The sequence below is a fragment of the Actinomadura sp. NPDC049753 genome (assembly GCF_040674655.1).
Taxonomy (GTDB): Bacteria; Actinomycetota; Actinomycetes; order Streptosporangiales; family Streptosporangiaceae; genus Spirillospora; species Spirillospora verrucosospora.
Window position 1 is genome coordinate 1 of the sequence record NZ_JBFARL010000057.1, and the last position, 20,978, is coordinate 20,978.

21 protein-coding genes and 1 pseudogene are annotated in these 20,978 nt (G+C 72.6%); 17 read left to right on the forward strand and 5 right to left on the reverse strand.

Annotation, left to right across the window (positions count from 1 at the left end):
* Both AB0K37_RS17170 and AB0K37_RS17175 read left to right on the forward strand, forming a co-directional pair.
* Positions 1-580 (forward strand): annotated as a pseudogene (locus AB0K37_RS17170) (NYN domain-containing protein); the annotation flags it as partial.
* A gap of 81 nt (positions 581-661) precedes the next feature.
* Positions 662-1,309 (forward strand): tetratricopeptide repeat protein, encoded by a 648-nt coding sequence (locus AB0K37_RS17175; protein ID WP_363981495.1) that lies wholly within the window; start codon positions 662-664, stop codon positions 1,307-1,309.
* 151 nt (positions 1,310-1,460) lie between these two features.
* On the opposite strand, the gene AB0K37_RS17180 is transcribed toward AB0K37_RS17175, so the two are convergent.
* Positions 1,461-1,985 carry a hypothetical protein gene (locus AB0K37_RS17180; RefSeq protein WP_363981498.1) on the reverse strand — a complete coding sequence of 175 codons (525 nt, stop codon included), beginning with the start codon at positions 1,983-1,985 and terminating at the stop codon, positions 1,461-1,463.
* Between the two features lie 59 nt (positions 1,986-2,044).
* Here AB0K37_RS17180 and pyrE point away from each other — a divergent pair, with 59 nt between their 5' ends.
* On the forward strand, positions 2,045-2,581 hold the full coding sequence (gene pyrE, locus AB0K37_RS17185; RefSeq protein ID WP_185030527.1) for an orotate phosphoribosyltransferase: 537 nt from the start codon (positions 2,045-2,047) through the stop codon (positions 2,579-2,581).
* Here the strand turns inward: pyrE and AB0K37_RS17190 are convergent.
* Both AB0K37_RS17190 and AB0K37_RS17195 read right to left on the reverse strand, forming a co-directional pair.
* Positions 2,578-2,979, reverse strand: coding sequence for a RodZ domain-containing protein (locus tag AB0K37_RS17190; RefSeq protein ID WP_363981502.1), 402 nt, complete (start codon positions 2,977-2,979; stop codon positions 2,578-2,580). The genes pyrE and AB0K37_RS17190 overlap by 4 nt on opposite strands.
* A gap of 72 nt (positions 2,980-3,051) precedes the next feature.
* Entirely contained in the window at positions 3,052-3,777 is a 726-nt protein-coding gene (locus tag AB0K37_RS17195) for a DedA family protein (RefSeq protein WP_363981505.1), read from the reverse strand.
* Between the two features lie 169 nt (positions 3,778-3,946).
* Here AB0K37_RS17195 and fbaA point away from each other — a divergent pair, with 169 nt between their 5' ends.
* The 7 genes from fbaA (at position 3,947) to AB0K37_RS17230 (ending at position 9,360) form a co-directional block, all read left to right on the forward strand.
* A complete protein-coding gene (gene fbaA, locus AB0K37_RS17200; RefSeq protein WP_363981508.1) occupies positions 3,947-4,969 on the forward strand; it encodes a class II fructose-bisphosphate aldolase in 1,023 nt (340 codons plus the stop codon).
* Positions 4,970-5,041: 72 nt separating this feature from the next.
* Positions 5,042-5,491, forward strand: a complete 450-nt coding sequence (locus AB0K37_RS17205; protein ID WP_363981511.1) for a helix-turn-helix domain-containing protein — start codon at positions 5,042-5,044, stop codon at positions 5,489-5,491.
* 133 nt (positions 5,492-5,624) lie between these two features.
* Entirely contained in the window at positions 5,625-6,659 is a 1,035-nt protein-coding gene (locus tag AB0K37_RS17210; RefSeq protein WP_363981514.1) for a carboxymuconolactone decarboxylase family protein, read from the forward strand.
* On the forward strand, positions 6,620-7,603 hold the full coding sequence (locus AB0K37_RS17215) for a maleylpyruvate isomerase N-terminal domain-containing protein (RefSeq protein ID WP_363981517.1): 984 nt from the start codon (positions 6,620-6,622) through the stop codon (positions 7,601-7,603). Before AB0K37_RS17210 ends, AB0K37_RS17215 begins: the two co-directional genes overlap by 40 nt.
* A 114-nt stretch (positions 7,604-7,717) precedes the next feature.
* Positions 7,718-8,323, forward strand: coding sequence for a TIGR03086 family metal-binding protein (locus tag AB0K37_RS17220; protein ID WP_363981520.1), 606 nt, complete (start codon positions 7,718-7,720; stop codon positions 8,321-8,323).
* Positions 8,324-8,364: 41 nt separating this feature from the next.
* Entirely contained in the window at positions 8,365-8,898 is a 534-nt protein-coding gene (locus tag AB0K37_RS17225; protein ID WP_363981523.1) for a GNAT family N-acetyltransferase, read from the forward strand.
* Between the two features lie 39 nt (positions 8,899-8,937).
* Positions 8,938-9,360 carry a DUF3151 domain-containing protein gene (locus AB0K37_RS17230; protein WP_363981526.1) on the forward strand — a complete coding sequence of 141 codons (423 nt, stop codon included), beginning with the start codon at positions 8,938-8,940 and terminating at the stop codon, positions 9,358-9,360.
* Here the strand turns inward: AB0K37_RS17230 and AB0K37_RS17235 are convergent.
* Complete coding sequence (locus tag AB0K37_RS17235) at positions 9,347-10,783, reverse strand: FAD/NAD(P)-binding protein (RefSeq protein ID WP_363981529.1); 1,437 nt, start codon at positions 10,781-10,783, stop codon at positions 9,347-9,349. The two genes, AB0K37_RS17230 and AB0K37_RS17235, sit on opposite strands and share 14 nt — an antisense overlap.
* A gap of 121 nt (positions 10,784-10,904) precedes the next feature.
* Between AB0K37_RS17235 and AB0K37_RS17240 the strand changes: the two genes are divergently transcribed.
* The 3 genes from AB0K37_RS17240 to AB0K37_RS17250 all read left to right on the forward strand — a co-directional run bounded on the left by AB0K37_RS17240 (position 10,905) and on the right by AB0K37_RS17250 (position 14,506).
* Positions 10,905-11,996: a helix-turn-helix transcriptional regulator gene (locus AB0K37_RS17240; protein WP_363981532.1), complete on the forward strand. Its 1,092-nt coding sequence runs from the start codon at positions 10,905-10,907 to the stop codon at positions 11,994-11,996.
* A gap of 119 nt (positions 11,997-12,115) precedes the next feature.
* Positions 12,116-13,399, forward strand: a complete 1,284-nt coding sequence (locus AB0K37_RS17245; protein ID WP_363981535.1) for an adenylosuccinate synthase — start codon at positions 12,116-12,118, stop codon at positions 13,397-13,399.
* 264 nt (positions 13,400-13,663) lie between these two features.
* On the forward strand, positions 13,664-14,506 hold the full coding sequence (locus AB0K37_RS17250) for a glycerophosphodiester phosphodiesterase family protein (protein ID WP_363981538.1): 843 nt from the start codon (positions 13,664-13,666) through the stop codon (positions 14,504-14,506).
* A 255-nt stretch (positions 14,507-14,761) separates the two neighbouring features.
* On the opposite strand, the gene AB0K37_RS17255 is transcribed toward AB0K37_RS17250, so the two are convergent.
* The gene (locus AB0K37_RS17255; protein WP_363981541.1) at positions 14,762-15,847 is read right to left on the reverse strand and encodes a magnesium and cobalt transport protein CorA; all 1,086 of its coding nucleotides are present in this window, start codon (positions 15,845-15,847) and stop codon (positions 14,762-14,764) included.
* 369 nt (positions 15,848-16,216) lie between these two features.
* Here AB0K37_RS17255 and purD point away from each other — a divergent pair, with 369 nt between their 5' ends.
* The 4 genes from purD to AB0K37_RS17275 are packed head-to-tail and all read left to right on the forward strand — an operon-like array spanning position 16,217 to position 20,747.
* Positions 16,217-17,467 carry a phosphoribosylamine--glycine ligase gene (gene purD / locus AB0K37_RS17260; RefSeq protein WP_363981544.1) on the forward strand — a complete coding sequence of 417 codons (1,251 nt, stop codon included), beginning with the start codon at positions 16,217-16,219 and terminating at the stop codon, positions 17,465-17,467.
* Positions 17,468-17,501: 34 nt separating this feature from the next.
* A complete protein-coding gene (locus AB0K37_RS17265; protein ID WP_363981547.1) occupies positions 17,502-18,644 on the forward strand; it encodes a low temperature requirement protein A in 1,143 nt (380 codons plus the stop codon).
* The gene (gene purB / locus AB0K37_RS17270; RefSeq protein ID WP_363981550.1) at positions 18,637-19,947 is read left to right on the forward strand and encodes an adenylosuccinate lyase; all 1,311 of its coding nucleotides are present in this window, start codon (positions 18,637-18,639) and stop codon (positions 19,945-19,947) included. The genes AB0K37_RS17265 and purB overlap by 8 nt, the downstream gene beginning before the upstream one ends.
* An 8-nt stretch (positions 19,948-19,955) precedes the next feature.
* Positions 19,956-20,747 carry an MOSC N-terminal beta barrel domain-containing protein gene (locus tag AB0K37_RS17275; protein WP_363981553.1) on the forward strand — a complete coding sequence of 264 codons (792 nt, stop codon included), beginning with the start codon at positions 19,956-19,958 and terminating at the stop codon, positions 20,745-20,747.
* Positions 20,748-20,978 lie beyond the last annotated feature (231 nt).

Here is a 20,978-nt window from a genome sequence, read left to right on the forward strand (position 1 = left end):
GGTGTTCCAGAAGGTGTACAGCCGCTGCCCCGGCATCGGCACCGGCCCCATGCCGCTGCCCGGCGGCACGGGCGGCGGGCTCGCCGGATCGTCCTACGGCACCGGCGGGCTGCCGCTCCCGCCGAATCCCGCCCCGGCCGGGCCGTCCTCGACGCAGGCCCCGTCTCCGCCCGCGCCGCCGGCCCCCAGCCCGCAGTACACCTCGTCCCCCATCCCGGCGCCCTCCCCGCCGCCTCCCCCGCAGACGCTCCAGTCGCAGCCGGCGCCGTCCGGCGGCCAGCACGGCCCCTACACCGGCCCGCAGCAGATCTCCCCCCTCCCGGTGCAGCAGACCCCGACCCTCTCGGACGCCGTCAAGGCCGCCCACCAGGAAGGCCAGGACTTCGGCGAGTCCGTCGCCCGCGACGCCCCCGCCCTGTGGCTGGAGGCGGTCCTCGCCCGCAAGCCGCGCATGCCGTCCGACCTTGAGGCCCGGCTCCTTCAGGGCTCCTCGCTGCCCATAGACTTCCTGCTGCACGACGAGGTCCGCCACGCCCTGCGCCGCGGCTTCTGGGACGCGCTCGAACGTTCTCGCAGGTGACCTGACGTCGTTAGCCCCGGTATTCCACGATCATCATCGATTCGCCCGCTTCGGCCGGGCGGCGCCGGGTAGCGTTGAACCGTGACGCATGTGACGGAAGACGATCTCGACGACCTGGAGTTCGACACCCTGCGCACCGGCGATCACATCTCGGCGGCCCGCAGGCTGTCCGAGCTGGCCGAGTCGGTGTCGGGCGGAGTCTCACGCGCCAACGTCCTGCTGCGCGCGGGTGAGCAGTGGCAGCACGCCGGCGACCACGCCAGGGCCGCCGAGCTGTACCGCAGGGCGATGGAGGACGGCGGCGAGACCTACGGCGACCCGCGCGCCTACCTCGCCGACGCGCTCTTCGAACTGGGCCGCGGGGACGAGGCCCGCGCCCTGGTCGACCAGATCCGCGCCGACAAGCCGCGCGACCCCGAGGTGTACCGCGCCGTTGCCGAGGTGCTCTACGCCCAGGGCGACGCCACCGGCGCCCACGAGTGGGCCACCAGCGGAGCCGACGTCGTCCTGGAACTCCGCGACCGCGCCGTGGGCACGGGCATGGGCGGCGGCCCCGACGAGGCCCCGGCCCCGGACGCCGACTCCCTCACCCCCGGCCTGGACGACGTCGCCCTGGCCGAGGACAGCCTTGAGGCCCTCCTGCGCCTCCGCTACCGAGCCCGCATAGACCTGGGCCGAAGCGAAGACGACTACGACGCTCTCCTCGACGACCTTCTGAAGAACGGGTAACTCCCGGGGGGCTGTGCCTCCCCAGGGGGCGACCCCCTGGAGGCCCCGTCACGAGCCGGACGACCCTCACGCCACGGTGCGGGTCGCTGTGCCCGGCCGGTTCATGTCGTGTCGCTGCGGTCGCCCGGCCCGCTGCCCCTTTCAGGCTTCCTCACAAGCGGGCTATGAGTTCGCTCAGGGATTGGGCGGCGGCGGTGGGGGGCTCGTGTTCGGTCACGGGCCAGCCGCGTAGGTGAGCCTCTCTGACGGCCTGGTCGTGCTTCGGGGAGGCGGAGCGGTCCGCATGGGTCCGGAGGTAGCCGCAGGGCGCCTCCGGCCAATCTGGGGCCGTGGGGAGGTCGTCCTGCGGGGCGCCGTGGTCGTGCCGGGCCGGGCGGGGGAGGTCGGCGTCGACGAACACGTAGCCGCCCACGGCGCGGTGGGCGGCGCGCTGCGCCAGGCCGATGCCGGGCAGCAGGGGGCCGGCGGTCCCGTGCGCCACGAGGACGAGCGGCGGCACCGGGCCGGTCGCGGAGACGGTGAGCGAGACGCGGGCGATGTAGCGGGGGCCGGAGTCGTCCGGGACGTCCGGCGCCACGACGTCCAGGCCGTACGAGCGGAGCATCTCGGGAAGGTCGCCCCAGGAGGCCGCGGTGGCGCCGGGGGCGTGCAGCAGGACGACGGTTCCGGGTGTCACCCCGCGAACCGTACACGGCGGGGACGGAGCGCGTACGCAGGGTCAATAGGGTTCTGCACGTGAGCGATCGTGATGAGCTGCTGCAGAAGATCAAGGACAAGGCCGTGGTGCACGGGGACTTCGTGCTGTCGTCGGGGAAGCGGGCGTCCTGGTACGTGGACCTGCGCCGGGTGACGCTGGACGGGGCCGCGGCCCCGCTCGTGGGACGGGTGATGCTGGACGAGACCGCGGACCTCGACTACGAGGCCGTGGGCGGGCTGACGCTCGGGGCGGACCCGGTGGCCGCCGCGATGCTGCACGCGGCGGCGGCGCGCGGCCGGGCCCTGGACGCGTTCGTCGTCCGCAAGGCGGGCAAGGCCCACGGGCTGCAGCGCCGGATCGAGGGGCCGGACGTCGCGGGGCGCCGGGTCCTCGCCGTGGAGGACACCTCGACCACCGGAGGCTCCGTCCTCACGGCGGTGGAGGCGCTGCGCGAGGCGGGGGCGGAGGTGGTGGCGGTCGCGACGATCCTGGAGCGCGGCGCGGCCGGCCGGATCGCCGAGGAGGGCCTGGAGTACCGGCACCCCTACGAGGTCGCCGACCTCGGTCTCGGCTAGCGGGCCTTGACGAGCCACTGGGCGCGCTGGCCGTTCGGCTCGCGCGGCTGGACCCTGCCGTAGATCGCGACCTGCAGGGAGCCGCCGTTGAGGGCGACGACCTGCAGGGGCGCCTCCTTGAACTGGAGGGTGTCGCCGGTGTTGAGCGTGCTGTTGGCGAGCACCTTGCCGCCGGCGTCGGCCACCCTGACCACGACGGTCGTCGGCTGGCCGGTCACGCGGATCACCAGGGGGAGCGGCGCCGTCGGCGAGGTCGTGGTCTCGTTGCTGCTCGGCGTCGTCCGCCCGCCGTCGCCCGATGGCGAGGCCCCCGTCGCGGGTCCCTTCTTGTCGGGCTCGCTCATGATCGCGTTGACCAGGGCCATGCCCCCGACGATGAGCAGGGCCAAGGCGGCCATCACGGCCAAGGCCGCGATCAGTATGCGCGCGAGACCCCTAGGGTCCGACCGGTGACGTCCCACATGGGGAGGTTAGCGATAACTGTCACCGCTGAGCGACGGACGGGACTCTTCCGGACCATTCTTATTCGGACCGTGGTCCGCTTTGCGGCCCTTCAGGACCTCCCGAATGATCGGAATGACCGAGAGAACCAGGATGACCGCTACGCCCGGGAGGATGTATTTCTCAACGTCGGGCACTTCGGACCCGAGGAAGTGGCCGAGGAGGAACAGGGCGTCCGTCCAGACGATGCCGCCGATCGCGTTCCAGACGAAGAACTTCTTCGCGTCCATGCCGAGCATCCCGGCGAGCGGGTTGAGGAACGTCCGGACAATCGGGATGAACCGGGCGAGCACCACCGCCTTCGCGGGGCCGAACCGGTTGAAGTAGTACTCGGCCTTCTCCACCCACTCCTGTTTGAAGATGCGCGAGTCGGGCCGGTCGAAGAGCTTGCGGCCGTAGCGGGCGCCGAGGAAGTGGCCGAGCTGGGCGCCGGCGATCGCCGCCACCGGTCCGCCGATCAGCAGCCAGGGCAGCGACAGCGGCTGGAACTCCTGGCCGTTGACGGTCGAGACCGCCGTGAGGATCCCCGCCGTGAACAGCAGCGAGTCGCCCGGAAGGATGCAGCCGATCAGCAGGCCGGTCTCCGCGAAGATGATGGCGAGCACGCCGATCGTCGCGAATGTGCCGAAAAGCTGCAGCCATGCGGTCGGGTGCAGCCACTCGGTGATGTCAAGGGGAAGGGCAGTGAGATCCACACAGCGAGCGTACCTTTCCCCACGCTCCGATTAGGCGAGATACTGGGCGCGGACGGCATGCCCGACCCGGAAACCGCGTGACCTGGGCAGTCACTGGGTACGCGGACGTCCGGGAGCTACCGCCCGGCCGGATGCCCGGCGGCACCCTGCGTATGAAAGGACGCTGACAATGCCCATCGCAACGCCCGAGGTCTACGCGGAGATGCTCGACCGTGCGAAGCGCGAAGGCTTCGCCTTCCCCGCGATCAACGTGACGTCCAGCCAGACGCTGAACGCCGCGCTGCGCGGTTTCGCGGAGGCCGAGAGCGACGGCATCGTGCAGGTGTCCACCGGCGGAGCCGAGTACCTGTCCGGCTCCACGGTGAAGGACATGGTCACGGGCGCGACCGCGCTGGCCGAGTACGCCCGGGTCGTGGCGGCCAAGTACCCGGTGAACATCGCCCTGCACACCGACCACTGCCCGAAGGACAAGCTGGACGGCTTCATGCGGCCGCTGGTGAAGATCTCGCAGGAGCGGGTGGCGCGCGGCGAGGAGCCGCTGTTCCAGTCGCACATGTGGGACGGGTCCGCCGTCGAACTGCACGAGAACCTGCAGATCGCCGCCGAGCTTCTGGAGGAGTGCGCCAAGGCCCGGATCATCATGGAGATGGAGATCGGGGTCGTCGGCGGCGAGGAGGACGGCGTCGCCAACGAGATCAACGAGAAGCTCTACACGACGCCCGGCGACGCGCTCGCGACCGCCGAGGCCGTCGGCGTGGGCGAGAAGGGCCGCTACATCCTGGCCGCGACGTTCGGGAACGTGCACGGCGTCTACAAGCCGGGCTCGGTCAAGCTGCGTCCCGAGGTGCTCAAGGAGATCCAGGACGCGGTCGCCGCCAAGTACGGCAAGGACAAGCCGTTCGACCTGGTCTTCCACGGCGGCTCGGGCTCCACGCTCGAGGAGATCCGGGAGGCGGTGTCGTACGGCGTCGTCAAGATGAACATCGACACCGACACCCAGTACGCCTTCACCCGCCCGGTCGCCGAGCACATGTTCCGCAACTACGACGGCGTGCTGAAGGTCGACGGCGAGGTCGGCAACAAGAAGCAGTACGACCCGCGCTCGTGGGGCAAGGCCGCGGAGGCCGCGATGGCCGCCCGCATCGTCGAGGCCGCCGAGAACCTCCAGTCCGCCGGCCAGAAGCTGAAGTAGCGGAGCGGGCCGGGGGCCGCACGGCCCCCGGCCATGCCCGTTGCCTGACGAAACGCGGGTAGGCTCCGAAGCGTGGCACTGCCCCGCACGTACGACTCGCAGAACTGCTCGGTCGCCCGCTCGCTGGAGGTCGTCGGCGACCGCTGGACGATGCTGGTGATCCGCAGCGCGTTCCAGGGCGTGCGGCGCTTCGACGACTTCCAGCAGGTCCTGGGCGTGGCCCGCAACGTCCTCACCGACCGGCTCAACCGGCTCTGCGACGAGGGCATCATGCGCCGCGTCCCGTACCAGCAGCGGCCGGAGCGCCACGAGTACCGGCTGACCCGCAAGGGCGTGGAGCTGTGGCCCGCGGTCATGACCCTGATGATGTGGGGCGACCGCCACTACGCGCCGGAGGGCCCGCCTCTGATCATCGGGCACCGGGGCTGCGACGGCACGCTGACCCCCGCGTTCACGTGCGGCTCCTGCGGTGCGCACCTCGGCCCCGCCGACGTCGCCCCCCGCCCCGGCCCGAGCGCCTAGCCGTCCCTTTCCGGACGGCCCGAGAGGCTCCCGGAGTGCTCGCGGCCGTCGCGGGAGCGGCTGTGCTTCCCGCCCTCCGTCGGTACCATCCGAGCCCAGGCGCGCACGAAGGACGGCAGGGCGTGGTTCGGCGATGAACAGCAGTCTGGTCCGGGTGGCCCGGCGCGGAGCGGAGGAGCAGGTCGCGCATGTCTCGCTCGTCCGGCACGCGGCCGCCCGGGGCCTGGTCGCGCGGGTCTACGACCAGCTCGAACGGGACTTCGGCATCCTCGCGCCGCCGGTGATCCTGCACTCTCCCGTCCCCGACCTGCTGGCCGCCGTGTGGACGATGCTGCGCGAGACCCTGGTCGTGACGGGGAAGGCCGACCGCGCGGCCAAGGAGGCCGCCGCCGCGGCGGTGTCGCTCGGCAACTCCTGCCACTACTGCGTGGCGGCGCACAGCACCACGCTGCACGGCCTCGTGCGCGGGCGCGACGCCGCCGCGATCGCCGCGGGCCGGCTCGACGAGGTGGGCGACCCGCGCATCCGCGCGATCGCCGAGTGGGGCGAGCGGTTCGGCACGCCCGGGGCTCCCGGGCGCCCGTTCCCGCCCGAGCAGGCGCCCGAGATCGTCGGCACCGCCTTCGTCTTCCAGTACTACAACCGGATGGTCAACATCTTCCTGGGCGAGTCGCCGTTCCCCCCGAAAGCCCCGGCACGGGCGCACGGCGCGATGAGCCGGGTGGTGGGCCGCCTGATGGCCGCGAGCTCGCGCGCCCGGCACGCGCCGGGCGACTCCCTCGACCTGCTGCCGGCCGCACCGGTGTCCGGCGCGCCGCCCTGGACGGCGGGCAACGAGGTGATCGCCGATGCGTTCGCGCGCGCGTCGGCCGTCATCGACCGGGCGGGCGAGCGGGTGGTGCCGGCGCCGGTCCGGGACCTGCTGGCCGCCGAGCTCGCCGGGTGGGACGGGCGCACGGCCGAGCCCGCGCGGATCGACGAGGCCGTGGCCGGGCTTCCCGCGGCGGACCGTCCCGCCGGACGGCTCGTGCTGCTGACCGCGCTCGCCTCGCACCGGGTCGGTCCGGCGGTCATCGCGGAGTTCCGCCGCGACGACGGTGCGGACGCCCGCCTGCTGGAATGCCTCGCATGGGCCGCGTTCACCGCCGCGCGGGCGGCGGCGGCCTGACCCGGACCGCCGGATATCCGGGCCGTTTCCCGGAATTCGGACCCCCTTTTCACGGGCTTGCCCGGCTCGATGGAAATTGCGACCATCGGGCCATGGTGGTTCGGCTCACGGAAGAGAACTGGGCGGCGACCCGGAAGTATCTGCGCGAGACCGGCGACCGGTTCGCCGGGCTGCTGACCTCGCCCGGTTCCGACACGAATGCCACCGCCACCTGGACCGTCACCGATACGGCGGCGCACGTCGCCACTCTCGCTCGCTTTTATCATCAGATGGTCGATCCTGCCGGTTGCGACGATCCACTGGCCGTGCCCGAGGAGCTCGTCCGGAGCACGATCGTCGATACGGTCGACGCCGCGAACGAGGAATTGCTGCGCCTTTTCCCCGAGCGCGATCCGCGGGCGCTCGCCGACCTCCTGGTCCGCGATGTCGACCGGATCCTGACGGCGACGCGGGACGCCGATCCGGCGACGGCGCTGCCCTGGCTGGGCGGCTCGCGCGTCCCGCTCGGCGGGCTGCTGGCGCACCTGCTCAACGAGCTCCAGATCCACGGGCGGGACATGGCCCGGCCCATGCGCAGGCCCTGGCACGTCCCGCCGCGGGAGGCGGCCCCCTTCTTCGAGATGTTCCTCGTCGGGGTGACCGAATACGGGTACGGGCGGCTGCTGGAGGGTCACGGTCCCGCACCCGCCGGGCGGATCGCCGTCGAGTTCCGCTCCGACCACACCGCCCCGGTGGTGATGGCGATGACCGACGGTTTCGTCACCGTGGAGGAGCCCGACGGCCGCCCCGACGTGCGGCTTTTCTTCGACCCGACGGCGCTCAACCTGATGCTGTTCGGACGGATCAGCAGGGCGCGGGCGGTGCTGAGCCGCAAGGTCGTCATTCGGGGCAGGCGGCCCTGGGTTCTCCCCGCTTTCCTGCGGATCGTGCGTCTTCCCTCGTAAACGGCGACGCCTCGTTTGCACCCCCTCAAGAGGGGCCGGCCGCGGCCTCGCCGATGATTTCTCGCCGCCGCGCGGGTCTGTACAGGTGATCATCCCGGCGAGGTGAGGAGCCGAATGCGTGAGGCGACCGGCGCGTCGGCGCCCCTCCGATCCGACGCTTGCATCCTGGAGCGCTCGATCGGTTATCTCCTGACCACCGTCCAGTACGTCGCGCGGCCGATGCTCACGCATCCGACGCCATGCGCGGCATGGAATCTCAGCATGCTGCTGATGCACGTCGGCGACTCCCTGGCGGCGGTGCACGAGGGCCTGACCGCGGGCCGGGTCGGCATCCGTCCGGTCGCGGCCGACCCGGCCGGCGACCCGGTGTCGGCGCTGCGCGTCCGCGCCGTCCGGCTGCTCCGCCACACCATGGCCTCCTCCGGCCGCCCGGACCGGGCCGCGGGGACGGCGGCGATCGGCGACCGGTGCCTCCCCGTGGAGGCGGTGGCCGGCGCGGGAGCCCTGGAGGCGGCCGTGCACGGCTGGGACGTCGCGCAGGCGACCGGCGCGGGGCGACCCATTCCTCCGGACCTGGCCACCGATCTCCTGGACGTGTGGCGGACGCTGGCGCCGCCCTGCGGCCGCCTGCCGCTGTTCGGCGAGCCGGTGGACCCCGGCCCGCACGCGTCGCCCGGCGACCGTCTCGTCGCCTTCCTCGGCCGCCGTCCGGCGACCTGAGAACCCACCGGAGGTTGCTTCACACAACTTTCTGCGATCCAATGAGTTTTGTGAAGCAACTCGATGTGCGCACCGTCGCCCGCATTGACACCGTGCTCGACGACGTCCGGATCCGCCCGTACGGCGTCACCGACCGCGACCGCGTCCGGCGCATGTCGGACCGCCTGTCGGCCGCGAGCCTCTACATGCGCTTCTTCTCCGGCACGCCCCGCCTGCCCGACCACTACGTCGGCCTCCTGGAGGGCCTCGACCACTGGGACCGCGAGGCCCTCGTCGCACTGGACGGGGACGAGATCCTCGGCATCGCCGAATACGTCCGCGACACGGCGCGGGCCTGGCGCGCCGACCTCGCCGTCCTGGTCGCCGACCCCTGGCAGCGCCGGGGCCTCGGCCGCGCCCTCGTCGGCTGCCTGTCCGAGCTCGCCGGACGGCGCGGCATCACCGAGTTCGGCGCGGACGTCATCCTCACCAACCGGCAGGCGCTCATGTTCGTCCGGAGCGGCTGGCCGGCGGCCCGCTCCTCCAGGGACGGCGGCTCCGCCCGCTTCCGCCTGCCGCTCCCCGTGCCCGCCTGACCCCGGCCGGTTGAATCCGGTGGGGGGCGCCCGCTTACCATGACCGGCATGACCCAGAACCTGCTCGGCGGCCCCGCTCCGACCGAACTTCCGGACAACCCCGAAGCCCGGACGGCCCTGGAGGAGGGCGTCGACCCGTTCGAGGTCGCCGCGCGCCACCCGGACTACCCGGGCGCGTGGGCCGAGCTGGCCGACCGCTCCTTCGCCAAGGGCAGCGTCATCGACTCCTACGCGTTCGCCCGCACCGGCTACCACCGCGGGCTGGACCAGCTGCGCCGGGCGGGCTGGAAGGGCCACGGCCCCATCCCGTGGGAGCACGAGCCGAACCGCGGCTTCCTGCGCGCCCTGCACGCCCTCGCCCGGGCCGCCGCCGCCATCGGCGAGGACTCCGAGGCCGAGCGCTGCAAGACGTTCCTCCGCGACAGCAGCGCCGAGGCCGCCGACGCCCTCAACGGCTCCTGACGCCACCGATCGAGCGCGCCGCCCGGGACGCCTGGGCGGCGACGCCGGCGATGCCCGACACCAGGAACGGGCCGCCGCCGGCGAGGTCGCCGGCCACGTGCAGGCGGCGATCGGGTCGGCCGCCGACGAGGACCCGTCCCGTACCGGGGTCGACGGCGAGGCCGCCGTCCGGGTCCAGCACCGCGCCCTGGGCCAGGAGCGACGAGACGAGCGGCTCGGCCGCCCGGGGGATCGCGTGCGGCGGCGGGTTGACCGCGCTGATCACGATGTCGGCGGTGCGGACGCCCGCCGCGTGCGTGATCTCGAATGCGGACCCGGCCACGATCTTCTCGACCCCGGACAGCGCCTCCAGCGCCCCCGCGTCGAACAGGTCCAGCAGCAGCGCGGCATTGCGGGGCACCATCGGCGAGGCCACGCTCGTGATCGTCCGGAAGTGGCGGCCGCGGAGCCGCTCCCGGTCACTCGCCGGGAGCAGCCGCCACACGACCGGACCGGCGGTGTGCGCGGCCTCCTGCACGATCCGTCGGCCGAGCTGCGGCGCGTCCACCATGGCGAGCTGCTCGCGCAGGCTCGCCGCCGGGTCCCGCTCCGGCGCCGCGGCGATCCACGCCGCGAGGGCGTCCCAGCTCTCGCCGTGACCCGCCAGCTCCATGCGGATCAGGTCGGTGAACTCCTCCAACCGGATCGGCCCCTCCAGGGCCCGCAGGCGGTCGGGCGCCAGGTACCGGAGGTCGGTCGGAAGGAGACGCTGCCAGACGAACGGGAGCGTCCCGCTCCGCGAGACCATGCTGATCCTGCCGGTGTGCCCGCGCGCGGCCAGTGACGCCACGATGTCGACCGCGGTCAGGCCGGTCCCGATGACCGCCACGTTTCTTCGGGGCGGGACGCCGGCGAGGGTCCGCCGCAGCGGATACGGGTCGGCGACGAAGCCGGGCGCGCCCGCCAGCCCGTAGCCGTCGCGAGGGGCGCCCCCGCCGACGCACAGGACGACCTGGTCGGCGGTGTACCTGCGTCCGTCCGCCGTCCGCACGACCGGGCGGCCCGCGAGGGACACCCCGGTCACGGCCGCGTCGACGAGCTCCGCCCGGGCGAACCGGGCGAGCGCGGCCTCCGCCGTGTCCGCCAGATACCGCCCGTACACGGCGCGCGGCGGGATCGGGCGGCCGAGCCGCTCGTCGGAGTGGGCGCCGGCGGGCGCGTTCCCGTCCAGCCAGCGCGCGTAATGCTCCCGGTCCCCGTGCCGGATCGACATGATCTCCGGTGGGGCGTTGACGAGCACGGAGTCCAGGTCCGGCTGGTAGGGGCGGCCTCGCCACGGCGACGCCGTCGGGTCGAACACGGTGACGGAGCGGATGTCCGAGGGGTCGAGGGCGTCCAGCAGCGCGACGGCCGCCGCACCCGCCCCGATGATCGCGATGTCCATGCCGCCGAGCCTCGCCGCCCGGCCGCGCCCGCCCCATCCCCCGCGGGCAGGGGATCGTTCCGGCCCGCGATCCCCCATTCGAGGGGGTCCGTCCGCCGCGCACGACGGGCAGACTGGAACGGTGATCGACCAGCGGGAACGGCGGGCCCTCCTCGACCGGGCCGCACGCGCACGGGACGCGGGCGGCCTGTTCGCGGGCGCCTCGTCGCGGCTCGGACGGCTGCTGGGCTTCCAGGCCGCCGCGTGGTCGGCCACCGACCCGGAGACCGGGTTGATCACCGCGCCGATGCTGGTCGAGAACCTCGGACGAGGTGAGCAGTGCTTCGCCTACTGGGAGTGCGCGCTCCTGGAAGAGACCGTGCTGCCCTACCGCGACCTGGCCCGCGCCCCCGTCCCGGCCGCCGGGCTCGTGGCGAGCACCGGCGGACTGCCCGCCCGCAGCGCGCAGTACCGCAGGCTGCTCGGCCGCCAGGGGATCGGGGACGAGCTGCGCGCCGTCCTGCGGACCGGCGGCCGGCCCTGGGGCGTCGTCAGCCTGTTCCGCGAGAAGGGCCGGGAGCCGTTCGGCCCCGCGGAGGTCTCCCTCGTCGCGGGCCTCTCCGCACCCCTCGCCGACCGCCTCCGCGAGCTGGCCCGGCCCGTCCGGCCGCCGGCCGAGGCCGCGGGGCAGGACCCGGGGCTCATCCTGTTCGACCCGGCCGGCACGCCCTTCTCGATCAACGACGAGGCGCGCGACCTCCTCTCCCGGCTCCCGGACGGCCCGTCCGTCCCGTCCCCGCTGGGCCCGCCCCTGCCGGTCTGGCTCGCCGCGACGGCCGCGCAGGCCCGCGCCGTCGCCGCCGGCCGCGACCGCGGAGCGGCCCGCGTCCGGATCCGCACCCGCGACGGCCAGTGGCTCGTCGTCCACGCCTCCTGCATGGACGGGGTCCCCGGCTCGCCGGGCCCCACCGCCGTGGTCGTCCAGCCGGCCGCCGGCTCCGACATGGCGCCGGTCATCGCGCAGGCGTACGGCCTGTCCGCCCGCGAGCTGGAGATCACCCAGCTGATCGCGCGCGGGCTGACCACCGGCGGCATCGCCGCCGAGCTGGTCATCTCCCCGCACACCGTCCGCGACCACGTCAAGGCGGTGTTCGCCAAGACGCGCGTGTCGAGCCGCGGCGAGCTGGTCGCGAAGCTGTTCGCCGAGAACTACTGGCCGCGCCGGGGCCGGTGACCGGCGGCAATCGGCCGCCTCCGGTTTCTTTGTCGCCCGCCTGCGGGTACGCTTTGATCGCAAGAGGCCCCTTCGCGCTTGCGGCGACCGGGGCCTTCGTCGTGGGAAGGGAAAGTGGCATGCCTGCCATCGTTCTTGTCGGTGCCCAGTGGGGAGATGAGGGCAAGGGCAAGGCGACAGACCTGCTCGGTGGGGACGTCGACTACGTCGTCCGCTACCAGGGCGGCAACAACGCGGGCCACACGGTGGTCATCGGCGACAAGAGCTACGCGCTGCACCTGCTGCCGTCCGGAGTGCTGTCGCCCGACGTCGTCCCCGTGATCGGCAACGGCGTGGTGATCGACCCCGCCGTGCTGCTGCAGGAGATCGACGGCCTGCGGGACCGCGGCATCGGCTGCGAGCGCCTGCTGATCTCGGCGAACGCGCACCTGATCATGCCGCACCACCGCGCCCTCGACAAGGTCACCGAGCGCTACCTCGGCAAGGCCCGGATCGGCACCACCGGCCGCGGCATCGGCCCCACCTACGCCGACAAGATCAACCGGATGGGCATCCGCGTCCAGGACCTGTTCGACCCGAACATCCTCACGCAGAAGCTCGACCTGGCGCTGCGCGAGAAGAACCAGGTCCTGACGAAGGTCTACAACCGCCGCCGCATCGAGACCGGGCCGATCGTCCAGGAGTACCTGGCCTACGGCGAGCGCCTCAGGCCGTTCGTCGCCGACACCACGCTCATCCTGAACAAGGCGCTGGACGACGGCAAGGTCGTCCTGCTGGAGGGCGCGCAGGGCACGCTGCTGGACATCGACCACGGGACGTACCCGTTCGTGACGTCGTCCAGCCCCACGGCCGGCGGCGCGTGCGCGGGCTCCGGAGTCGGCCCCACCAAGATCACCCGCGTGATCGGCATCCTCAAGGCCTACACGACCCGTGTCGGCTCCGGCCCGTTCCCCACCGAGCTGCTGGACGAGCAGGGCGAGTACCTGCGCACGACCGGCGGCGAGTACGGCGTGACCACGGGCCGCGACCGCCGCTGCGGCTGGTTCGACGCCGTGATCGCCCGCTACGCCACCCGCGTCAACGGCATCACCGACTACTTCCTGACGAAGCTGGACGTCCTGTCCGGCCTGGATCGGGTCCCGGTGTGCGTCGCCTACGAGGTCGACGGCGTCCGGGTCGACGAGCTGCCCACGACGCAGACCGAGTTCCACCACGCCAAGCCCGTCCTGGAGTACCTGGACGGCTGGCAGGAGGACATCACCGGCGCCCAGAAGTTCGAGGACCTGCCCGCCAACGCGCAGGCGTACGTCCGGGCGCTGGAGCAGATGTCCGGCGCCCAGATCTCCGCGATCGGCGTAGGCCCCGGCCGCGACCAGACCCTTTCGCTGCGACCCCTGGTTTAATTGCTTTTCTCCTCCTTCGGGCCTTTGCGGCCCTCCATCGTCGATAAGGCGAGCGATCGCTGGCATCGCTTCGACTCGCCTAGAGGCTCGCTGCGCGATCAGGTTCTCGCTTCGCTCGAACCTGCCTTCGGACGCGATCGCGGCCATTGAGGTTGTCGCGGGGTTGCGGCGGTGGCTGGGTTTGGTGATTCAGACTGACCCGGTTGCGCTGGTGGTCAGGTGTTCGTTGCCGGGCGTTCGGTCACGGGCGGTAGCGTGCGTTCGGTGATCTCTACCGTCGAGGTGCACGGACATCGCGGGGCGCGCGGCCTCCGTCCGGAGAACACCCTGCCCGGCTTCGCCCACGCCCTCGACCTCGGCGTCGACGTGATCGAGCTGGACGTGGGCCTGTCCTCGGACGGCGTGGTCGTCCTCGGCCACGACCAGGTGCTGTCCCCCGCCGTCCTCGCCGACACGGGCCCCGCCTGGCCGGACGACCCCGCCTACCCCTACCTGGGCAGGCCCGTCCGCGAGCTGTCCCTCGCCCAGCTGCGGACGCTCGACGCGGGCCTCAGCTGCGCGGCCGCCCCGATGCCCGGCACCCGCATCCCCACGCTCGCCGAGGCGTGCGCCCTGCTGGCCCCCACGGGCGTCAGGCTCTCGGTCGAGCTGAAGACGGACCCCTCCTGGACCGACGAGGAGGTGGAGCTCCTGACCGCCTCCGTGGCGGCCGTCCTGAAGGACTTCGGCTGCACCGGACGCTCCCAGCTCCTGGCCTTCGACTGGCGCGTCCTCGCCGAGGCCCGCCGCCACTACGCGGACCTGGGCCGCGTCGCCCTGATGGAACGCAAGACCCTCGCCCCGGAAACCGCCTGGCTCGCAGGCCACTCCCCGGCGGACCCCGTAGCCGCAGCCCTCACCGTAGGCGCCACGGCCGTCTCCCCCGAACACCTGATGACCACGCCCACCCTGATAGACCAGGCGCACTCCCTGGCCCTCCCGGTCCTCGTCTGGACGGTCAACACCCCCGAGGACATGACCCGCTTCATGAACCAGGGCGTAGACGCGATAGTCACCGACTACCCAGACCGCCTGAGGTCCCTCCAAGCACCAACCCCGGCCCTCTGAACGGGACCTAACCCAGGCGCACAGACCCCAGCCACCACCGCAACCCCGCGACGACCTCAATGGCCGCGATCGCGTCCGAAGGCAGGTTCAAGCGAAGCGAGAACCTGATCGCGCAGCGAGCCTTTAGGCGAGCCGGAGCGATGCCAGCGATCGCCGCAGTGCCCGACGATGGAGGGCCCTCCGGGCCCGAAGGAGGAGGGCACTGCAATAGGCACAGCAGGGCCGCCAGGCCCGAAGGAGGAGAGAAATGCAATATCAGAGCCATCCGTTGCGGCGGAAGCCTCGGTAGAGGGCGAAGCAGGCCAGGGAGATGACGCTGAGGATCATGGGGTAGCCGTACTGCCAGCGGGTTTCGGGCATGTGGTCGAAGTTCATGCCGTAGACGCCGGCGATGGCGGTGGGGACCATGAAGATGGCGCCCCAGGCGGAGATCTTGCGCATGTCCTTGTTGTCGGCGACGGTGACCTGGGTCATGTGGGCCTGGAGGATGGGGTTGAGGAGCTCGTCGTAGGACTCGACCTGCTCGCGGACGCGGGTGAGGTGGTCCTCGACGTCGCGGAGGTACTCCTTGATCTCGGCGGGGACGAAGCGGCGGCCGGTCAGGTTGCGCAGCGGACCGGCGAGGGGGCCTACGGCGCGCTTGAGCTGGATGACTTCGCGCTTGAGCCGGTAGATGCGGCGGGACTCGTCGGTGCGCTCGGGGGAGAAGACGGCCTCTTCGACCTCGTCGATGTCCTCCATGACGGCGTCGGCGACGCCGACGTAGCCGTCCACGACGCGGTCGGTGACGGCGTGCAGGACGGCGGCGGGGCCGAGGGCGAGGCGGGCGGGGTCCTTCTCCAGGTCGCGGCGGACGGGGGCGAGGGCGCCGTGGGCGCCGTGCCGGACGGTGACGACGAAGTCGGGGCCGCAGAACAGCATGATCTCGCCGGTCTCGACGACTTCGGCGCCGCCGGGTCCGCTGGAGACGTAGCCGACGGTCTTCATGACGACGAAGTGGACGTCGTCGTAGCGTTCGAGCTTGGGGCGCTGGTGGGCGTGGATGGCGTCCTCGACGGCGAGCGGGTGGAGGCCGAAGACCTCGGCGAGGTCGGAGAGTTCGCCGGCGGACGGCTCGTGGAGGCCGACCCAGACGAAGCCGGCGCTGTCGCCCTCGGGGGTGAGCCGGCCGTCGCGGACGAGGCGGACGGCGTCGGCGATGGTGTCGGTGCAGACGCGGTGGCCGTCGATGTAGGCGGCCCAGTCGATGACGGCGGAATCGCGGTTCGGAGCCTGCACGCCGCTGGTGCGGCCGCGCGTCTTGAACAGCACGCGGCTCGGGCGGACTCGTGTCATGGCCATTGGAGGTGCTCCTAACCCGCCGGCCACGCACGCAGCGCGCGCTCAACCCAGGCTGGTCAGCGAAGGGAGCGCGCGAGAGCGACGGCCGGGCGCCAGATGGAGGCGGACGGTGGAACAGTCCGGTTCGGACTGTGAGGGTTCTCCGGCGAACTGCAAGTATCACCAGGACTCATCCCGACCACCTCCTTTCGGGCACCTCGACAGCGGGCGGTCAAGCCCGTGGCAGCCTACCAGCCGATATGTAGGACGCCGCCCGTATCGGTCAGGTTCACACATCCCGGTGTGACGGCCGCCTCACCGGGCCGCATGCCCCTTGGCGCAAGGGTTACACGCGCCCGGCGCGGGGCGGGGGCCCAGTAAGCTCACGACGTGCGAGTACTCGTCCTTGGATCGGGTGGCCGCGAGCATGCGCTCGCCCGCGCCCTGCACCGCGACCCTGCCGTCACCGCCCTCCACTGCGCCCCGGGCAATCCGGGCACGGCGGAGATCGCGGACAATCACCAGCTCGATCCGACGAACCGCACGGCGGTGGTGGAACTGGCCGCGCGGCTCCGGGTGAGCCTGGTCGTCATCGGGCCGGAGGCGGTGCTGGTGGCCGGGGTCGGCGACGCCCTGCGCAAGGCCGGCATCCCGTGCTTCGGGCCGGACCGGGCCGCCGCCAGGATCGAGGCGTCCAAGGCGTTCGCCAAGGAGATCATGGCCGCGGCGGGGGTGCCCACCGCCGACTCGCGGGTCTGCGAGTCGAGCGGGGAGGTCGAGGAGGCGCTCGACGCCTTCGGCCCGCCGTACGTGGTGAAGGACGACGGGCTCGCGGCCGGGAAGGGCGTGGTCGTCACCGAGAGCCGCGACGAGGCGCTGCGGCACGCCGACGCCTGCGACCGCGTCGTGGTCGAGGAGTACCTGGACGGTCCCGAGGTCTCCCTCTTCGCGCTCTGCGACGGGCAGCACGCCGTCCCGCTGCTGCCCGCGCAGGACTTCAAGCGCGCCTACGACGGCGACGAGGGTCCGAACACCGGCGGGATGGGCGCGTACACGCCGCTGCCGTGGGCGCCGCCCGACCTGGTGGACGAGGTCATGGCCACCGTCGTCCAGCCCACCGTGGACGAGTTGCGCCGCCGTGAGACCCCGTACGTCGGCGTCCTGTACGCCGGGCTCGCTCTGACGTCCCAGGGTGTACGGGTGGTGGAGTTCAACGCGCGCTTCGGCGACCCCGAGACGCAGGTCGTGCTGGACCGGCTGGCCACCCCCGTCGCCACGCTGCTCCAGGCCTGCGCGATCGGGGGTCTCGACCCGAGCCTGCGCCTCGAATGGCTGCCGGGCGCGGCCGTCACGGTGGTCGTGGCCGCCGAGGGCTACCCGGCCGCCCCGGCGAAGGGCGACGAGATCACCGGCCTGGACGAGGCCGCCGCGGTCGAGGGCGCCTACGTCCTGCACGCGGGGACCGCGCTCGGCGGCGAGGGGCGGCCGGTCGCGAACGGCGGGCGCGTCCTCAACGTCGTCGGCACCGGGCCCGATCTCGCCGCCGCCCGGACGGCCGCCTACGAGGCCGTGTCCAGGATCGGCCTGCGCGGGTCCCACCACCGGACGGACATCGCGCTGAAGGCGGTCTCCATGCCATGATTACCTGATTACAACGATACAAGGCAGGTCAGGCATGGCATCACCCGCGCCCGCGGGCGAAGAGGTCTACAGCGTCACGACGCTGGAGCTCTTCTTCGACCTGGTGTTCGTCTTCGCGGTGACCCAGCTCAGCCACGTCCTGGTCAAGGAACTGAACGCGCTGGGCCTGGCCCAGGTCGTGCTGATGTTCGGCGTCCTGTGGTGGATGTACGGCGGCTACGCCTGGCTGACCAACACCCTCAGCCCCACGACGGCGGGACGGCGCCTGCTGCTCCTGGTCGGGATGGGCGGGTTCTTCATGGTCGCCCTGGCCACCCCGACGGCGTTCAAGGGCGGCGGCGTGCTGTGGGGCCTCGGGTACCTGGTGCTGGTGCTCGCCCATGTGACGCTGTACGCGCAGGACAACCCGAACATCCTGCGCGTCCTCCCGGCCAACCTCCTCGCGGCGGCGCTCATCATCGTCGCCGGGATCCTCGACCACGGGCCGGCCGTGTACGTGCTGTGGACGCTCGCGCTCGTCGTCCCGATCGTCCAGCCGTACATCGTGCCGGCGGGCGGGCTGTTCACCATCCGGGCCGCGCACATCGTCGAGCGGCACGGGCTGCTCGTCATGATCACCATCGGCGAGTCGGTGATCGCGGTCGGGGCGGGCGCCGAGCACGCCCACCTGGACCCGGGCCTGGTCGTCGCCGTGCTGCTCGGGCTGGCGCTCGCGGCGGCCGTCTGGTGGAGCTACTTCGCCAGGGACGACGAGCGCGCCGAGGAGTCGCTGACCGCCGCCGACGACGTGCGCCGCACGCAGATGACGATGTTCGGCTACTTCTACGCCCACATCCCGCTGATCGTCGGGATCATCGTCGCGGCGGCCGGCATGGGGACGGCCGTCGGGCACGCCTGGGACGGCCTGCACACCGGCCCCGCCCTCGCGCTCGCCGGCGGCGTCGCGCTCTACCTGGCGGGCGACGCGGCGTTCCGCCGGGCCGTGCGCATCGGACCGTCCCGCATCCGGCTCGGCGCCGCCGCGGCCGCCCTCGCCCTCACTCCGGTGGGCCTCTGGCTGGCCGCCGCCGAGATCGCCGCCCTCGTCCTGGTGGTCGCCGCCGCGCTGGCGCTGGAACACGCGGTGACCCGGCCGGACACGGCGGTTCCCGGCCTGGGACAATCGTCGGGTGATTGAGCGCTACACCCTTCCGGAGATGGGACGCGTCTGGAGCGACGCGCACAAGTACGAGCTGTGGTGCCAGGTGGAGGTCCTCGTCGTCGAGGCCCACGCCGAGGCCGGCACGATCCCGCCGGAGGTGGTGGAGCCGGTGCGCAAGGCGCCGCCGCCGACGCCGGAGGCCGTGCACGCCATCGAGGCCGTGACGCAGCACGACGTCATCGCCTTCCTGTCGGCGTGGGCGGACAACACCGAGCCGCGGGAGGCCGCGCGGTTCGTCCACTTCGGCATGACGTCGTCCGACCTGCTCGACACGGCGCTCGCGCTGCAGCTGGTCGAGGCCACCGACATCCTGCTGGAGAAGGCGGACGCGCTCGTGGCGACGCTGCGCGACCACGCGCTGGCGCACCGGGCGACGCTGCGGGTCGGGCGCACGCACGGCATCCACGGCGAGCCGGACGTGTGGGGCCACCGCGTCGCCGACTTCGCGTTCGCCATGGCCCGGTCCCGCGACCGGCTGCGGCGCGCCCGCGAGGCGGTGGGCGTGATGGCGATCTCCGGCGCGGTCGGGACGTACTCCAACATCGACCCGGCGATCGAGCTGCACGTCGCGCGCAAGCTCGGCCTGAAGGCCGCGGACGTGTCGACCCAGGTCGTCCTGCGGGACGGGATCAGCGAATGGGTCTCGTCCCTGGCGATCATGGCGACGGTGTGCGAGGCGATCGCGCTGGAGGTGCGGCACGGGCAGCGCACCGAGGTCCGGGAGCTGTGGGAGCCGTTCGGCAAGGGCCAGAAGGGCTCGTCGGCGATGCCGCACAAGAAGAACCCGATCATCTCCGAGCGGCTGGCGGGGATGGCGCGGATCGTGCGGGCCCAGGTCGTCCCGGTGCTGGAGGGCATCCCGCTGTGGCACGAGCGCGACATCTCGCACTCCTCCACCGAGCGGATCGCGCTGCCGGACGCCGCCATCGCGCTCGACTACATGCTGAACCTGACGAACCGCCTCATGTCCGGGCTCGTGGTGGACGAGGCGCGGATGCGGGAGAACCTGGAGTCGACCGGCGGCCTCATCTACACCTCGACCGTCCTGCTGGAGCTGGTCGAGGCGGGCATGTCGCGCGACGACGAGGCCTACCCGCTCGTCCAGAAGGCCGCCATGCAGACCTGGGAGACCGGCTCGCCGTTCCGGGAGACGCTGCGCGCGCACGCCGCCGAGGCGGGCCTGACGCTGGACGAGGAGCGCCTGGACGAGGTGTGCCGCCCGGAGCGCTTCGTGAAGCGCCTCGGCCCGATGTTCGACCGCCTGACCGCTCTCAGTTAGGAGGGGCCGTGCAGGGGACCGTGACCGAGCTGAACGTCTACCCGCTCAAGGGCGGCGGCGGGACCGCGCTGCGCAGCGCGGAGCTGACCCCGCGCGGCCTGCCGTTCGACCGCGAGTTCATGCTGGTCACCCCCGAGGGCCGCTTCCTGTCCCAGCGCGACCACGCCCGGATGGCGCTGCTGCGCCCGTCCTATGACGGGACGGTCCTCACGGTGGACGCCCCCGGCGCCTCGCGACTCGTCCACAAGGCCGCGGACGATGGCGAGGTGCGGGAGGTCTCCGTCCAGCGGTCGCAGTGCCGGGGCGTCGACCAGGGCGACGAGGCCGCGGCCTGGTTCGGCGACCTGCTCGGCGCCGACTGCCGCCTCGTGCGCTTCACCGGCCTGCGTCCGACGGCCCGCGGCGGCGGCGAGGTCATGTTCGCCGACGGCTACCCGCTCCTGGTCATCTCGGCCGAGTCCCTCGCCGACCTCAACGCGCGGCTGGACGAGCCGCTCCCGATGAACCGGTTCCGCCCGTCCCTCGTCGTCGAGGGCCTCGGCCCCTACGGCGAGGACGAGGTGCGCCTGCTGCGCGTCGGCGAGGCTGTCATCGAGATGGTCAAGCCGTGCACCCGCTGCGTCGTCACCACCACCGACCAGCGGACCGCCGAGCGCGGCCGTGAGCCGCTGCGGACGCTCGCCTCCTACCGCACCCGGGACCGCGGCATCCAGTTCGGCCAGAACTGCGTCCCGCGCGTCCTCGGCACGCTCCGGGTGGGCGACCCGGTGGAGGTCCTGGCCGCCCGCACCGAAGGATGATCTTCAAAACCCCGGCGGCGGAGGCCCGCCGGCCCTAGGCTCGCCGTGGGAATTTCCTCAGGGAACGCGAACCTTTGGCGTGTTCCGGAAGTCTCAACGAGCAGACTGACGCCCGCGGGGCCCGGGCCGGACGCCACACCTCCGGCCCGATGGTTTACTGGGGTCGCGTCGGCAGCGGGGGGACACCGTCAGGCACGCTCGGCCCTCGTGCTCCCAACTGGATCGCACACG

Bases quoted from the DNA above. Each gene is read 5' to 3' on its own strand.
- AB0K37_RS17225 (WP_363981523.1), top strand. From the start codon at position 8,365: ATGAGTTTTGTGAAGCAACTCGATGTGCGCACCGTCGCCCGCATTGAC.
- fbaA (WP_363981508.1), top strand. From the start codon at position 3,947: ATGCCCATCGCAACGCCCGAGGTCTACGCGGAGATGCTCGACCGTGCG.
- AB0K37_RS17220 (WP_363981520.1), top strand. From the start codon at position 7,718: ATGCGTGAGGCGACCGGCGCGTCGGCGCCCCTCCGATCCGACGCTTGC.
- AB0K37_RS17190 (WP_363981502.1), bottom strand. From the start codon at position 2,979: ATGGCCGCCTTGGCCCTGCTCATCGTCGGGGGCATGGCCCTGGTCAAC.
- AB0K37_RS17210 (WP_363981514.1), top strand. From the start codon at position 5,625: ATGAACAGCAGTCTGGTCCGGGTGGCCCGGCGCGGAGCGGAGGAGCAG.
- AB0K37_RS17265 (WP_363981547.1), top strand. From the start codon at position 17,502: ATGGCATCACCCGCGCCCGCGGGCGAAGAGGTCTACAGCGTCACGACG.
- AB0K37_RS17235 (WP_363981529.1), bottom strand. From the start codon at position 10,783: ATGGACATCGCGATCATCGGGGCGGGTGCGGCGGCCGTCGCGCTGCTG.
- AB0K37_RS17230 (WP_363981526.1), top strand. From the start codon at position 8,938: ATGACCGGCATGACCCAGAACCTGCTCGGCGGCCCCGCTCCGACCGAA.
- AB0K37_RS17255 (WP_363981541.1), bottom strand. From the start codon at position 15,847: ATGGCCATGACACGAGTCCGCCCGAGCCGCGTGCTGTTCAAGACGCGC.
- AB0K37_RS17215 (WP_363981517.1), top strand. From the start codon at position 6,620: ATGGGCCGCGTTCACCGCCGCGCGGGCGGCGGCGGCCTGACCCGGACC.
- AB0K37_RS17245 (WP_363981535.1), top strand. From the start codon at position 12,116: ATGCCTGCCATCGTTCTTGTCGGTGCCCAGTGGGGAGATGAGGGCAAG.